Genomic DNA, 13,414 nt, shown 5'->3' on the forward strand with positions numbered 1-13,414 from the left:
TTTCAAACTATAGCCAATTACATGGTAAAGTCGGGCTTGTAAAGTGTTAATTTTGCTTTTTCTTGTTTTACTTCTTCACCAGTTATAACGTGTAAGAACGTTGACGCTTCATCGAACCAGCTATCTGGTGCTTCATGACCCCAGAATGTTTGACGTGTCTTATCATTAACGCTCCAGCGTTTTGGTTCAAAATCTCCATCACCTGTAAAATAGTCACCAAAATAAAATTCAATTCGATGTCCATCTGGATCGCGCAAGTATAAGAAAAATGCGTTTGACAATCCATGTCTTCCTGGCCCTCTTTCGATACTATCAGCCATCCCCATTGAAGCTAATACATCACAAGCATGAATTAATGCTAGTGGATCTGGTAACCAATATCCGATATGATGAAGCAATGGTCCATCTCCGTTCATAAATGCCTGATCATGAACATTCCCTTTCCGGTGCGTCCAAATTGCCCACAAACTTCCTTCATCATCTTCAGTATATTCTGAACTTCTAAAACCAAATTCTTGATTATAAAAATCATACGCTTTTTGAACATCTGGCACTAAACAGTTTAAATGATCTATACGCTGCACTCTTGCACCTTTGTGTAAGTCATAACGTTGTAATAAACTTTCCACTTTATCCATTTCAGAAAAAAATTCTAAGGAAAGCCCTGAAACGTCTTGCACACGTAAAGCTCTTCCAATGGCATGTTGCTCGCCTTTTTCTAACCATCTATAAGGAAGGTTATTTTTAATTGCAACTTGTTCAATTTGATCCAAATCGGCATCCGCATACACTTTATAACTAATAACTTCAACAGCTGGCTTATCTGCTTTTTTCAGCAAAAGACTATGATGTCCTTGCTCCTCATATCCTCGTAAATAAATACTGTTTTCATCAGATTCCGTTTCCACAAATCCTAATGCGTCAACATAAAATTTTCTCGAAGCATCTAAATCGGTTACATGCAACACAGCTCTTCCAGTTCTCGTAATATCAAAACTCATTTCGTTATCCCCCTAACTTTTATCGGATTAAATTATTTACTTGGTTGTTTTGTTGCTTCTTTTAAGAAGTCCGCTACACGCTGTTTATACGGTTCTTTTTCAAAATTATCAAAGTAAGTCATTCCCATACGAACTGGATCTCCAAAGAAGTAATATTCGTAATGATTTTGTCTGGAACCGAATGCACTTGCAGTTAAGTCCCAGGCAAGACGGAATAATTGCACCCGCTCATATCCATTTAGGTTTTTAGATTGTAATCCCCGTTCAATGATTGGTCCAATGTCTTCGTTTGCAAAATCAGCTTCAGTAGGAATTCCTGTTAGCCCTGATGCTGCAAGTACCCGAATAATTTCAGTCAAAGATGGATAAATACGTGGGAACCAGTTTCTAGCTGCATCAAGTGCAGCAAAATCCGGATTCATTGTTCCGTATTTATCAAGTGTTGCATTATGTTCTGCACGATATAAATGTGAACGCATTGTTTCTAATGTAATCATAATATCGCGACCTTTATCTTTTACATGCTGGAACTGGTCAATTCCGATCGCGTCCATAATACTAAGTGCTACCCCTAAAATAAACTCTGTTTTTACAATTGCCTTAGCAACAACTTGGTGTGACATGTGCACTACTGCATTTGTTTCAGCAAAAGTACGGTTACAAACAGAAGAATTACCACAAACAAACACTTTTTCCCAAGGTACGAAAACGTTATCAAATGAAATAATCGTATCTCCTTCTTCGTAACGAGAGGACAATGGATAATCCCATTTATTATCCTTATAATCCCACGGCTCACGACTTATATGAGTAATTCCTGGCGTGTTGTTCGGTACAACAAATGCTAATGAGTATGGATCATCTAACTCTCCAGCTTTTTTAACGGTTGATGGAAAAACAAGCGTCTCATCTGTGATTGCACCTTGAGTGGCAAGTAAACGAATACCGTCAACAATAATACCATCCGAACGTTCTTCTACTAGATGTAGAGCAACATTTGCATCCTTCTGTTCGTGCTGGGCTTTTGCACGGTTAACTTGTGGATGAATTAATGTATGTGTCAAACTAATATCGTTTTCACGAGCATACTCATAATAATCACGAGCGTTCTTCGCAAAACGTGGATCTGCTTCAGCAAATAAATCGTTATTCATTCCCATTGCCATTACTTCAGCGTTAAGATAGTCTGGTGCACGACCCATCATTCCATTATGTGAAAGTGCCCACTCTTGAATTGCCTCTCTTCTTGCGATTAAATCGTCAATTGTTGTTGGGTGTTTGAATGTCATACCAACCTTGTCTCCAGTAGTTGGAGATGTGTACAACATTTTATCTGCCTTTTCGTGTTGCAGATCGTATAATTTAGCCATCGAATCAATAACATTTTTAAATGCTGGATGTGTTGTTACATCTTCTACTTTCTCACCATTCGCATATACATTATTTTTAGCCTTCTGTAATCTCTCTTTATATTTCTTACCTGTTTTAGCTCCCATTTGGTAAATTCCTCCTTAAATTTGTTAAATTTTCGCCTTTCGATTTTTGGTGTATAATAAATATAAAGTAGCGCTTTCATTTCCGTTTTTATACATCACCTCTTTGTATAGTTTTCTGCCATTTAGAATAGATTTAATTAAATAACATAACTTAAAACCTTTTCCATGTAATTTTTTGTATTAATCTCATTATCATATATGTTATGATATATGTAAAATATTAAAAATGTTTGTTTTCTATATTAAAATCATATACTAGTGGGGTGAATTCGTCCAATGAACATTAAACAGCTTCGTTACTTTTATGAAATTGCAAATGAAGGTCAAATTACAAGAGCCGCCAAAAAGCTACATATCGCCCAGCCACCGCTAAGTCAAGCATTAAAAGCATTGGAAGCAAATCTCGGAGTCCTTTTATTTGAAAGAAATGGAAGACAAATGGAACTAACTAAAGCAGGTGAAGTTTTATATGAAAAGGCAAAGACAATATTTTATAAAATTGAAGAAACAATTATTGAAGTGAAAGAAACAGGAAAAGGAGTTCGAGGAACTTTATCTATCGGGTGCAATAAATCTTGTTTTTCTCATATTCCTAAAAATATAAGCATTTACCAGCATAGTTTTCCACAAGTAAAGTTTCAGTTAATAGAAGGAGATTCTTATTTTTTAGCGAAACAATTAATCGAAAGAGAGATTGAATTAGCATTTATACGCCTACCTATAGACATGAATGGCTTTGACTTTCTCGAACTACCATCTGAAGAGTACGTGGCTGTTGTCCATAATAATTGGATTGATGATCCAACTAGGACTAGTATCTCTATGAAAGACCTTGCAAAAATACCACTTTTATTACTACACCGAATCAGAGGTGTAGGGCAATTTGAAATTATTATGGATAAATTTATGGAGGAAGGATTAAAACCAACTATTCTTTGTGAATCACCAAACGTAGATATGTTATTGGATCTTATAAATGAGGGACTTGGGGCTACAATTGTTCCACAATCCACTTTGTTAAAACAGAATACAAAAAATGTATCCGTTTTAAAAATAGTAAACACAACAATTGTTTCTAAATCAGCAATCATCTGGTTAAAAGACAGATATATATCAAAAAGTGCTGAAAGGTTTATAGAATTGTTTAAACAGAAATAATAATTTTTATAAACTTGTACATTCTTTTTATCAAAAAAGAATCCATCCTTCAGCTATTTTTGTGAAGCGGAGGATTCTTTTGATTTTAATTGAAAACATCTCCATGATTTTGTTCAAGCCAACTAGAAAAATCTAATAAATCCCTAAACTGTAAATCCGCATTTGCTTGTTCCTTTCGAGTGCCTACTAAAACAGTCTTTACTCCTGCTTCCTTTCCTGCTTCAATATCAGGTGCCCTATCACCAACCATATAACTTTTCGCTAAGTCTATCTTATGTTTTTGGGCCAAGTTAAGAATCATTTTCGGCTTAGGTTTTCGGCATTTACAACCTTCATTAGGTTGATGAGGACAATACGCAATATCATCAATTTCAGCACCATAGACAGATAAGTCTTGTCTCATCTTCTTATGAATATTTTTTAACGATGTTTCTTTCATAAACCCAAGTCCAATACCTCCTTGGTTTGTAACAACGAAAACTTTGTAATTTAAATTGTTTAGCTTTTTAATTGCCTCACCAGCACCATCAAGTAAATAGAAATCTTTCGGTTTATTTACAAATTTCACACGATAACTAAGTACTTCATTTATCACGCCATCCCGATCAAGAAAAATTGCTTTATCCACAATTAACCTCCATATTTATAATAGTGGATCTCACACAGAAAGTTCAGCTTAAATCATTTCAGTGGTGTTGACTTAAGTCCAGCATTTTTACAGTTTAGCAATTTCAACAAAATTTCGGTGTATAATAAAATTATTCAACGCCTTCATTGCATCTCGAATGAAGAAAATTTTCAAATTTTTTCCAACTAAGTCCCAATTACCATCCTCTGTGTAAAACTTCACATCAAATCCACGAGGATCTCGCACCGTCTCAGGTGAGTGATTTCCATGAACAACAGTTGAGAAACGCACAAAAACAGGCGTTTTTTCCCCTTTTTCTTGAAAAACTTTTGCACGAGTATGTTTGGAGACAGGCTCATCTCCAACTGTTCCATATGTTTCAAAATAACCGTGAGCTCCTGAACCACGAGCATGGGCAATTCGTTCAGGTATTTTTTCTCTGTCAAAATAACTGATTTTTTTCAAAAAGTCATAATTCTCCAACATCGCTGGTCCTCGGTAACCGACAGTACGTATATTTTGATTATTCGTAACAGGATGTCCCTGTCTTGTTGTTAATGTATCATCATGTTCAATATTTGTTTCATGATTTTCATTTTCTTTTTTCACGGTAACCTTCTTCAAAGTTATCTAATTTTTGCATGTATACTATAACCAAAAAGAAAGCAATTATGCATTACTTCTACTGTTATGATAAGCTAGAAATTGAGATAGTTTAGAAAGGATGGTTTATTTATGAACTACATAACATTAAATTTGAACTAGTTCGGATCATAAAATTTGACACACTTCCAATGATAAATGTGAAAGGGATTATTAGTTTGAATGCTATTCATTTTTTCATGATATTTTCCCCTGACGTTATTAAAATTATGATGATACTTTATCCAACTATCAATGTACAACTTACATCTTTACCCATCTCGTTTCCTAGACTTATTATTATAAAGAGCACTTTAGTCCAATATTAAAACGAGAAATATTGGAAAAAATACACTTACATTCTTTTTTAATAAATTAAAAAAGAAATCAAGTATCCTAGGAAATATTCGTAAAAACATGACAAGCCGAAAACTATTTATTAATAAGCTCATCACGATATAATTTATCCGATAAAAGTTTTAATTCAAATTCATTTAGGCTTTTCATTAATTTAAACGCTTCATACCATTTTAAGTCGTTGAAAAATATCACTAGTTCATATTTATTATCAACTATATCTTCTGCAAACAAAGCATCAGTCAAAATGTAAAGCGTAGAGCCACCTTTTTTTCCAGCACGTTTTAACCATTCTTGGTTCGCTTCATTTTCCATCGTCATGCCAAGCACATATTCTAATTCTTTTTGAGCGACAGCCGGGAACTTTTCATCGTTGATCATTGCCATAATTTTTGCATATTCCGAAGTGGTAGACTTAATAAATGCATCAGAAAAGTAACGGTCAAAATCTGCATCCCACCATTCTGTAATATTGGCATTGCTCTTATAATCTGCTTCCTTTTCTAAAGTATCATGAATATGAGTTGCGAGTTTAATCCATTCTTCATCCTCCATAACTCGCATCTTATGAATAATCTCGTCTTTTATATCTTTCATTGATTCATTTGGATACTCACTCTTCTTTATTTCAAATGGTATAAAAAGGGCTGATGTAAAGTAATATAGCGGAGTGTGAGCTACAATGCCAAGTGTCGACATACGTTTTTCAATATTTTCGATCCCTAACTTTCCCATCAAATATTCAGTATTTGCATTGGAACTAACTGCCATCATTCCCCGAGCTACTTCTCTTAATGAAACACTCTCATCCTTAATTTGATCAGTCTCTTTCATATAGTCTAACCAAATCTTATGAGCACCGCCATCTAAGTTAGGAACATAAAACACCTCAAGCTCAGACAATTTAATTTGCTCATTAGGATCTATCACATCTTCTTTTACCTGATAAGCATATTCAAGCGCTACTACTATTTTTACTGTACTAGCTAATGACATTAGCTTATCAGAATTAATTGCCAGCCTTGTCTTACTATTCTCATTAAAAACAAATGAAGAGTTCATATTATTTTTGTTTAATTTTTTCCATACATATGTCGGGCTAGATGAATTCAGCCAAAAGACAAAACCAACACTAATTAATAAAATAATACCGAAAACAATTCCAATTATTACTAAATATTTGACCACTTTAGTTCTCCTTTCAACAATACTTATCAATAAGTCTACATAACAAAAAAAGAACCTTTCCATAGTAGAAAGGATTCTTTTAGCTAGGTTATATTCATCACGTTCCTTTTGCCATAGACGATAGAATTCTCCCCTATTTGACTAAAAAAGAAGTCAAACGAATTGGTATGGCCGATTATAATAATTACCACAAACAATAAAATAGAAAGAATCACGATTGTCCACATACTAATTTGTAACAATTTTACCCGGTTACCCATTTCACTCCACTCCTTAAAATTTTAATATAGGATATGAATGAACAAGCTAAAATGGCTGTAACTGATGTTATTTTCTACTATACGTATGAACGGCAAATTTAGAACTGGACTCTTTTGTGTAAATACATAAGTTTTACATATATTTTACAAAGAAGAGCTTGATAATGCAACACCTCGATGATAGTTTGTTAATATTGAACAACTAGATTTTCTGAGGGAGAACCCACTAATTGCTTAAAATAATAAAGTAACAGCACTTTTTGAAATATTATTCGTTTCAACAAAACTTGGATGACATCATTCAGTGGGCCTGTTGCACATTTAGGATACTTTTATGAAGTATATATTCGACGAAGAAAATGGATGGATGAGAAAAGTTATGCAGATTTAGTTGCCTTATGTCAATTTATACCTTGCCCGGCCAGTAGTCAAGTTGGTATAGGGATTGGTGTCATGCGTGCCGGAGTTCTTGGTGGAATTTTTTCTTTCATCGGTTTTACTTTACCATCTGTTTTAGTACTTATTCTGTTCGCTTCTCTTCTTCACACATTTGGTATTGCCAACGTAGGTTGGATTCATGGATTAAAGATTGTCGCTGTTGTTGTAGTAGCTCATGCAATTTTAGGAATGGCAAAAAATCTAACACCTGATTTAAAAAGACGCGCACTGGCATTATTTGCATTAGTTATAACGTTGATGTGGCAAACAGTCTTCACACAAATTGGCGTTATTCTCATGGCAGCAATAATCGGATATTTATGTATAGAAACAAATATAAGGAAAAATATCCGATTATTTATACTTAGTTTGATGCGACATTTCCTTTGTTCATCAACTGCTTTTTATATTAAATTTTTTATAGGTAGAAAAAGTTACCTTGCAATACGATGCACCTCGTAATATAATGGTGATAGTTAAAGGAGGCGTTTTTTTGTGGATAAAGAAATGATGAAAGGAAGTATTGATATTTTATTATTATCTCTTATTGAGCAAAGGGATTTATATGGTTATGAAATGACTCGCATTATTAAACATTTAAGTGATGACACGTACGAAATGAGTGAAGGTACATTATATGCAGCTTTAAAACGTATGGAACGAAAAGCTTGGATCTCATCCTATTGGAAAGATACAGACAGTGGCAAACGAAAATATTATCATATTACCAAAGATGGAAAAGTTGAATTACAGAAAAAAAGAGACAATTGGGAATGGATTACTGATTTAATTAAACGGAGTTCGGAGAGTTTAATATGAAAAGCCCCTTTGAAAAATTTGTATTAAAAATCGTTTCCCAAATTGATGGTACGGATGAAGAAAAAGCAGATATTTATGAAGAAATACTCATTCATCTAGAATTAACTTGTAATAAATTCATAGAAGAAGGCTTTACAAAGACGGAAGCAGAACAACTAGCAATGGAAAGCTTCGGTGATTCAACAACGATTGGCAATGAGATGCAGGAATCGATGTTTCCGCTACGAAAACTTTTTCTTCTATTGCTTTCTGTTTTATCGATTTTCTATTCCATTTTCGTTTATCTTGCTCAATTAATTAGTGAAGGCGATGCTGAAATAACTTGGCTCGTTTCATCTATTACTACGAGTTCAGTTTTATTACTGTTTGCACTTCAAGTATTTCCTTCCATTGATCGGAAAAGATGGATTAACACAACTTTAATTTGTCATGTCTTTGTTTATTTACTTGGAGTATTACTTGCTGATAGTATTAGTCACACTATCTCTATTTTTCTAAGCTTTATTGCTATATCTATATTATTATTTACTATTTTCCTTATTTATCGTACAACAATTATTGATTATCATTACCATTCAAGTACGTTTGCAAAACACGTAAAATGGCTTCATTTTTTAAATATTAGTGCTGGAATTGCAGTTACTGCTTTGACATTATTTTTCTTATGGGCAATATTACTTTTCGCTGAAAGCATACCACCATCTTTGTTGTGGATTTTCATTCCTATTACTGTGTGGCTCTTGGCTTATTTTATTCAATTTCGGTTTATCAAAAAGAACAAAAATAAAGCCGCTTTTGGTTTAGCAATAATTCCGTTTCTGATACTCATCATTGCTCTTTTGTTTTTAATTTGGAGTGTTTTTCCGATTGGGGTGTTGTTTAGTTGAATAAAATGAAAATTACTTTAATTTTTACAGCAATCGCTACTATTACAGTATGTTTAGTAGTGGTAGGCTTGATGTTCAATAAAACTGAGGAAGAAAAAATGAATGGATTAACGGAAATTTATGACATAGCTCCTAATGGGACGATTGCTTATGTAATGTATGACAAAGGACAGCAAGAAATCGTTATAAAAAAAGAGGAAAATGACATATCGACGGTATCGATACATGAAGAAAAATTTATAAATGATATTGCTTTTTCACCGGATGGCTCTACACTCGCTTATAGTTTAAGTCAGAAAGATGTAGAAGCTGAACTACTTAGTACGATTAATGTTGTAGAAGTTGCAACACTTGAAGAGACGAATCTTTTTCAAAAAACAGGCTTAATTACAGAACTTGCATTTGATCCTAAGGAGGGAAATCAACTTTTTTATATCAAAGCCGATACTTTTGAAAACTATTCACCAATCGCAAGGGCGAATCCACATGATTTTGATATATTTAGTTATCTGATTTCAGAGGAAGAACATACCCAATACACGAACCTTAAAAAGTATTCCATGGATTCATTACAAGTTTCTTCTTCCGATGACGCTGTATATATTCAAATGCCTGATGATGAAGCTTCTGAGTCAGCGGAAGAAATATTTGATACGAAATCACGGATTTTTAAAATACCATTAGACGATCCAGAAGCAGTATCCGTTGTTAGCGTTCCAAATAAAGAAATCGATATTTATGATTTTGTCATTTTATCGGATGAGGAGAAAATAATTTATCAATCTGTTAGTAACCCAAACTCTGGTGGAACATTTGAATATGAACTATTTGAATACGATCCAAATACAAACGAAGAAACACAATTAACAAATATACAAGAGTATACTTCCCGTCCTGTTATTAATGACGACTTTATCTATTTTATTGTCGATAAACAATTTGCGCAAAAATATTCGGATTATCATTTGTACCGAATGGATCTAGACGGAGAAAACATGACTGAAGTGGAATTATCACTTGATGAATAGTTGGATCCTATTAAAAAGTAAGTGAAAAGTAGAAGGTGAATTTTTTGCTTCCCTTCTGCCCTTTCAATTCATTACTATTTCATGAATATTTTCAAGTATCTTTTTCCTCATCTTTTGGGTCAATTGCGAGGAGTACAAATTAGGACAAAAACATTCCGTGAAACCAAAGAAAATATTCTCTTAGTCGGTAAATCGATTGTTTCGCACATAAAAGATCTACAAAAAAAGTCAGTCTAAGGTTAACAAAGCTTTTCCAAACACGAGAGTTAGTTTATTATGATGAATTAACAAAGAATTACTTCTAACCGATCATTGTTTTATCTGATTTGTCCAATTGTTTTTATTCACTATGGACAAATACTTGCATATCTCATATAATGACAATAACAATTAACGTAAAGGGTGACCCAATCGAATGAACAACTAATCCTATTTACCTGAACAGCCTAGGAAAGCACATTAGAAAAATTGCATTCGCCAATCCTTTGGACGAATGTCTTAGTTACACTTATTCGAGTCAAGAAAGGATCTTTTACTTTCTTAACTGCTAAAAACAGGCAGCTCCTGTTTTAATTTATTGTGCTTTCAAACTTTAGGTTTTCGGAATAGGATTGGTATCTTAAGTTCAAGCAAAAAGAGAGAAATCTCTCTTTTTGCTGTTCACTCATGCCTCCTATTCTGAAAACGAATGGAGGCTTTTTTGTCTCCTAATTTATAAACAGAGGAGATGAGTATATGATTATATTAGAAGCTAACCAATTAATGGTGAACATTAGAGATCAGCTTTTATTTGATATTAATCATTTACGGATTCAAGAAAAAGATCGAATTGGATTAGTCGGGCGTAATGGTAGTGGGAAAACAACATTACTAGAAGTGCTCGCTGAAGTCAAAAATCCATCCAAAGGCAAGGTTATTTCAAATGCTACATGTGAACTCCTCCCACAACTTAAAAATACCAATACGACAAAAAGTGGTGGCGAGATAACACAGGAGTATATAAATAAAGCGATCGCAACAAAGGCCGATATTTTATTCGCTGATGAACCTACTACAAATTTAGATACTAAAAATATAGAAAAGCTTGAAAACCATTTAAAGAGATGGCAAGGTGCCTTTGTACTCGTCTCACACGACAGAGCGTTTTTAGATTCACTTTGTACAACAATTTGGGAGTTGGATGCCGGAGATTTGAAGGTTTATCAAGGAAATTATTCAAGTTATGTCGAACAAAAAGAACTTGAGCAAAAGCAACATGAAGCGGCGTATGAACAATATGAGCAAAAGAAAAAGCAATTAGAAAAAGCATTAGAATTAAAAGAGCAAAAAGCCCAACGTGCAACTAAAAAACCGAAAAACATTAGCGCTTCCGAAGCAAATATAAAGGGAGCAAAACCGTATTTTGCAAACAAACAAAAGAAACTTCGGCAAGCCGCTAAAGCGATTGAGACACGACTAGAAAAGTTAGAGAAGGTGGATAAAGTAAAAGAGCTTCCTCCAGTGAAAATGGATTTACCGAATGAAGATACAATTAGAGGCAGAATTATTTTACGTATTAACGAGGTTACAGGGAAAGTAGAAAATCGTCTCCTTTGGAAAACAGAAAATATTGATATAAGAGCCGGAGACAAAATAGCTATTATTGGGAACAACGGCACTGGAAAAACAACTTTCTTACGAAAAATTCTTAATGGAGATGATGGAATCACCGTCTCCCCAGCCCTAAAAATTGGTTATTTCAGTCAAAATTTAGATGTGCTCGATGTGAATAAATCTATTTTAGAAAATGTCAGTTCAACTTCTAACCAAAATGAAACACTGATACGAACTGTGTTAGCTCGGCTTCGCTTCTTTCGTGATGATGTATTTAAAAAAGTAGCTGTATTAAGTGGCGGCGAACGGGTCAAAGTAGCTTTTGCAAAACTATTTGTTAGCGATATTAACACATTGTTGTTAGATGAACCGACAAATTTTCTTGATATTGAAGCAATGGAGGCATTGGAAGGTCTTCTAAGAGATTATGAAGGAACAATTCTTCTCGTCTCTCATGATCGGCGCTTTATTACAAGAATAGCTAATAGAATCTTTACAATCGAGAATCAGAAAATGAATGTTTTTAATGGGACATATGAAGCTTACAAAGGAAGATATAAGGATCATGAACAAAATACAGCGGATGAAGAGCTGCTAGTTTTACAAACAAAAATAACCGAGGTGTTAGGTAAATTAAGTATCGAACCATCAGACAAATTGGAAAAAGAATTTGCAGAACTAGTAGCTAGAAAAAAAGAATTAGAAAAATAAAAGGCTGCTTGAATGGGGCAAACATACAATTGGTTGTCCCATTCAGCTCAGCTTTTTAATTAGTTGTTAAATCTCTCCACTAATTTTTTCGTTTCCAATAAATTAATACTTAATTCTTTGATTATCTTCATATATCCGCATTTACATTTAAATTAATTTATATTTCCGGAAACTATTCCACTGGTAAACATACGAAATCAAGTTACTCAATTAACTTATCAGAGAATTCATTAATACGTTCACTCATTTCTTTATAACGTGTCCAGTGGAGATAATGGTGTCCTTCTAATGTAACAATTTCACTTGCAGGATGCTTCGTTAATTGTGTTCGATAAAAAGTTACATTGTTTTTACCTTCTTCATTAACATTATCTTCATCCGTAGTAAAAATTAACACAGGCATTTCTGGCGGAAATGTCATCGTATTTATTTTTTTAATATTTTTTTCAATTTGATTTGCTTCCTCAACTACATTCTTGTTAAAACTATTCCAAGCTGAAATGGCTTTTGTCATTTGTAAATTCTCTTTAGAATAAGTTCCATCATCTGCCAAAGGAAGAAAGTCTTCTGACATTATATATAATGCCAATCTTACAATCCCGAGTGGTGCGATATATTTCAGATACTTAGGCATCGTTGGAGCTGGCTCGTTAAAATATTCCAAAGCTTGTGGTAAGGTAAAATCAATTCCTACAACTGCCTTCACCTCTTTTGGATATGTATAAGCATAATACAGGCCATAAATACCAGAAATGGAATGAGGCATGAGTATATAGGGACCTTCTATGTTAGCTTTTTTTAGAGCCATTCGTATTTCTTCCACTATATTTTCCACTGTTCGTTCCTTATTTGTGAGGTCGCTCCATCCATATCCAAAATTCTCAACAACAACTACTTTATGATGCTTTGCCATCTCATTTATTAAAGGTTCAAAGTCTAACAAAGGTGCGGAGGTGCCTAAACCACTTAATAAGACAACTGTATTTTCTCCATTTCCTTTTGTATAAACGTGCATATCTTTACCATCTATTTCAACTAATTGACCTAATGGAGGATATGTCTTTTGTTCATATACTTTCATTACATGATGAAAAACAATCCATATTAGAGCTGTTGATATCAAAAATAAGAAAACATTCCTCGATACCTTCCACCATCTACTTTTTATATTCATATTCCTCATTTTCCTCTTTATTTAATTTGTTCAA

10 protein-coding genes and 2 pseudogenes are annotated in these 13,414 nt (G+C 33.7%); 6 read left to right on the forward strand and 6 right to left on the reverse strand.

The window, feature by feature from the left end:
- Nucleotides 1-17: 17 nt before the first annotated feature.
- Nucleotides 18-1,001 carry a 3,4-dihydroxyphenylacetate 2,3-dioxygenase gene (gene hpaD, locus SPD89_RS07380; RefSeq protein WP_336261317.1) on the reverse strand — a complete coding sequence of 328 codons (984 nt, stop codon included), beginning with the start codon at nucleotides 999-1,001 and terminating at the stop codon, nucleotides 18-20.
- 32 nt (nucleotides 1,002-1,033) lie between these two features.
- Nucleotides 1,034-2,497: a 4-hydroxyphenylacetate 3-monooxygenase, oxygenase component gene (gene hpaB, locus SPD89_RS07385; RefSeq protein ID WP_336261318.1), complete on the reverse strand. Its 1,464-nt coding sequence runs from the start codon at nucleotides 2,495-2,497 to the stop codon at nucleotides 1,034-1,036.
- A gap of 276 nt (nucleotides 2,498-2,773) precedes the next feature.
- On the opposite strand from hpaB, the gene SPD89_RS07390 reads away from it, so the two are divergent.
- On the forward strand, nucleotides 2,774-3,655 hold the full coding sequence (locus tag SPD89_RS07390) for a LysR family transcriptional regulator (protein WP_336261319.1): 882 nt from the start codon (nucleotides 2,774-2,776) through the stop codon (nucleotides 3,653-3,655).
- A gap of 85 nt (nucleotides 3,656-3,740) precedes the next feature.
- Here the strand turns inward: SPD89_RS07390 and SPD89_RS07395 are convergent, their stop codons facing one another.
- The 3 genes and pseudogenes from SPD89_RS07395 to SPD89_RS07405 all read right to left on the reverse strand — a co-directional run bounded on the left by SPD89_RS07395 (nucleotide 3,741) and on the right by SPD89_RS07405 (nucleotide 6,470).
- A complete protein-coding gene (locus SPD89_RS07395; RefSeq protein ID WP_336261320.1) occupies nucleotides 3,741-4,283 on the reverse strand; it encodes a D-glycero-alpha-D-manno-heptose-1,7-bisphosphate 7-phosphatase in 543 nt (180 codons plus the stop codon).
- A gap of 141 nt (nucleotides 4,284-4,424) precedes the next feature.
- A pseudogene (locus SPD89_RS07400) lies at nucleotides 4,425-4,913 on the reverse strand (catalase); the annotation flags it as partial.
- A gap of 444 nt (nucleotides 4,914-5,357) precedes the next feature.
- On the reverse strand, nucleotides 5,358-6,470 hold the full coding sequence (locus SPD89_RS07405; RefSeq protein WP_336261321.1) for a serine hydrolase: 1,113 nt from the start codon (nucleotides 6,468-6,470) through the stop codon (nucleotides 5,358-5,360).
- Nucleotides 6,471-6,995: 525 nt separating this feature from the next.
- Here SPD89_RS07405 and SPD89_RS07410 point away from each other — a divergent pair.
- The 5 genes and pseudogenes from SPD89_RS07410 to SPD89_RS07430 form a co-directional block, all read left to right on the forward strand.
- Nucleotides 6,996-7,490 (forward strand): annotated as a pseudogene (locus SPD89_RS07410) (chromate transporter); the annotation flags it as partial.
- A gap of 173 nt (nucleotides 7,491-7,663) precedes the next feature.
- Nucleotides 7,664-7,987: a PadR family transcriptional regulator gene (locus SPD89_RS07415; protein WP_336261322.1), complete on the forward strand. Its 324-nt coding sequence runs from the start codon at nucleotides 7,664-7,666 to the stop codon at nucleotides 7,985-7,987.
- Nucleotides 7,984-8,874 carry a permease prefix domain 1-containing protein gene (locus tag SPD89_RS07420; RefSeq protein WP_336261323.1) on the forward strand — a complete coding sequence of 297 codons (891 nt, stop codon included), beginning with the start codon at nucleotides 7,984-7,986 and terminating at the stop codon, nucleotides 8,872-8,874. Before SPD89_RS07415 ends, SPD89_RS07420 begins: the two co-directional genes overlap by 4 nt.
- Nucleotides 8,871-9,902: a hypothetical protein gene (locus tag SPD89_RS07425; protein ID WP_336261324.1), complete on the forward strand. Its 1,032-nt coding sequence runs from the start codon at nucleotides 8,871-8,873 to the stop codon at nucleotides 9,900-9,902. The genes SPD89_RS07420 and SPD89_RS07425 overlap by 4 nt, the downstream gene beginning before the upstream one ends.
- Nucleotides 9,903-10,637: 735 nt before the next feature.
- The gene (locus tag SPD89_RS07430) at nucleotides 10,638-12,206 is read left to right on the forward strand and encodes a Vga family ABC-F type ribosomal protection protein (protein WP_336261325.1); all 1,569 of its coding nucleotides are present in this window, start codon (nucleotides 10,638-10,640) and stop codon (nucleotides 12,204-12,206) included.
- A 202-nt stretch (nucleotides 12,207-12,408) separates the two neighbouring features.
- Here SPD89_RS07430 and SPD89_RS07435 read toward each other — a convergent pair whose 3' ends face one another.
- Nucleotides 12,409-13,380, reverse strand: a complete 972-nt coding sequence (locus SPD89_RS07435) for an alpha/beta fold hydrolase (protein ID WP_336261326.1) — start codon at nucleotides 13,378-13,380, stop codon at nucleotides 12,409-12,411.
- Nucleotides 13,381-13,414 lie beyond the last annotated feature (34 nt).

This window comes from Pseudogracilibacillus sp. SO30301A (genome assembly GCF_037072025.1).
Taxonomy (GTDB): domain Bacteria; phylum Bacillota; class Bacilli; order Bacillales; family Amphibacillaceae; genus Pseudogracilibacillus.

Bases quoted from the DNA above. Each gene is read 5' to 3' on its own strand.
- hpaD (WP_336261317.1), bottom strand. From the start codon at position 1,001: ATGAGTTTTGATATTACGAGAACTGGAAGAGCTGTGTTGCATGTAACC.
- hpaB (WP_336261318.1), bottom strand. From the start codon at position 2,497: ATGGGAGCTAAAACAGGTAAGAAATATAAAGAGAGATTACAGAAGGCT.
- SPD89_RS07390 (WP_336261319.1), top strand. From the start codon at position 2,774: ATGAACATTAAACAGCTTCGTTACTTTTATGAAATTGCAAATGAAGGT.
- SPD89_RS07420 (WP_336261323.1), top strand. From the start codon at position 7,984: ATGAAAAGCCCCTTTGAAAAATTTGTATTAAAAATCGTTTCCCAAATT.
- SPD89_RS07430 (WP_336261325.1), top strand. From the start codon at position 10,638: ATGATTATATTAGAAGCTAACCAATTAATGGTGAACATTAGAGATCAG.
- SPD89_RS07435 (WP_336261326.1), bottom strand. From the start codon at position 13,380: ATGAATATAAAAAGTAGATGGTGGAAGGTATCGAGGAATGTTTTCTTA.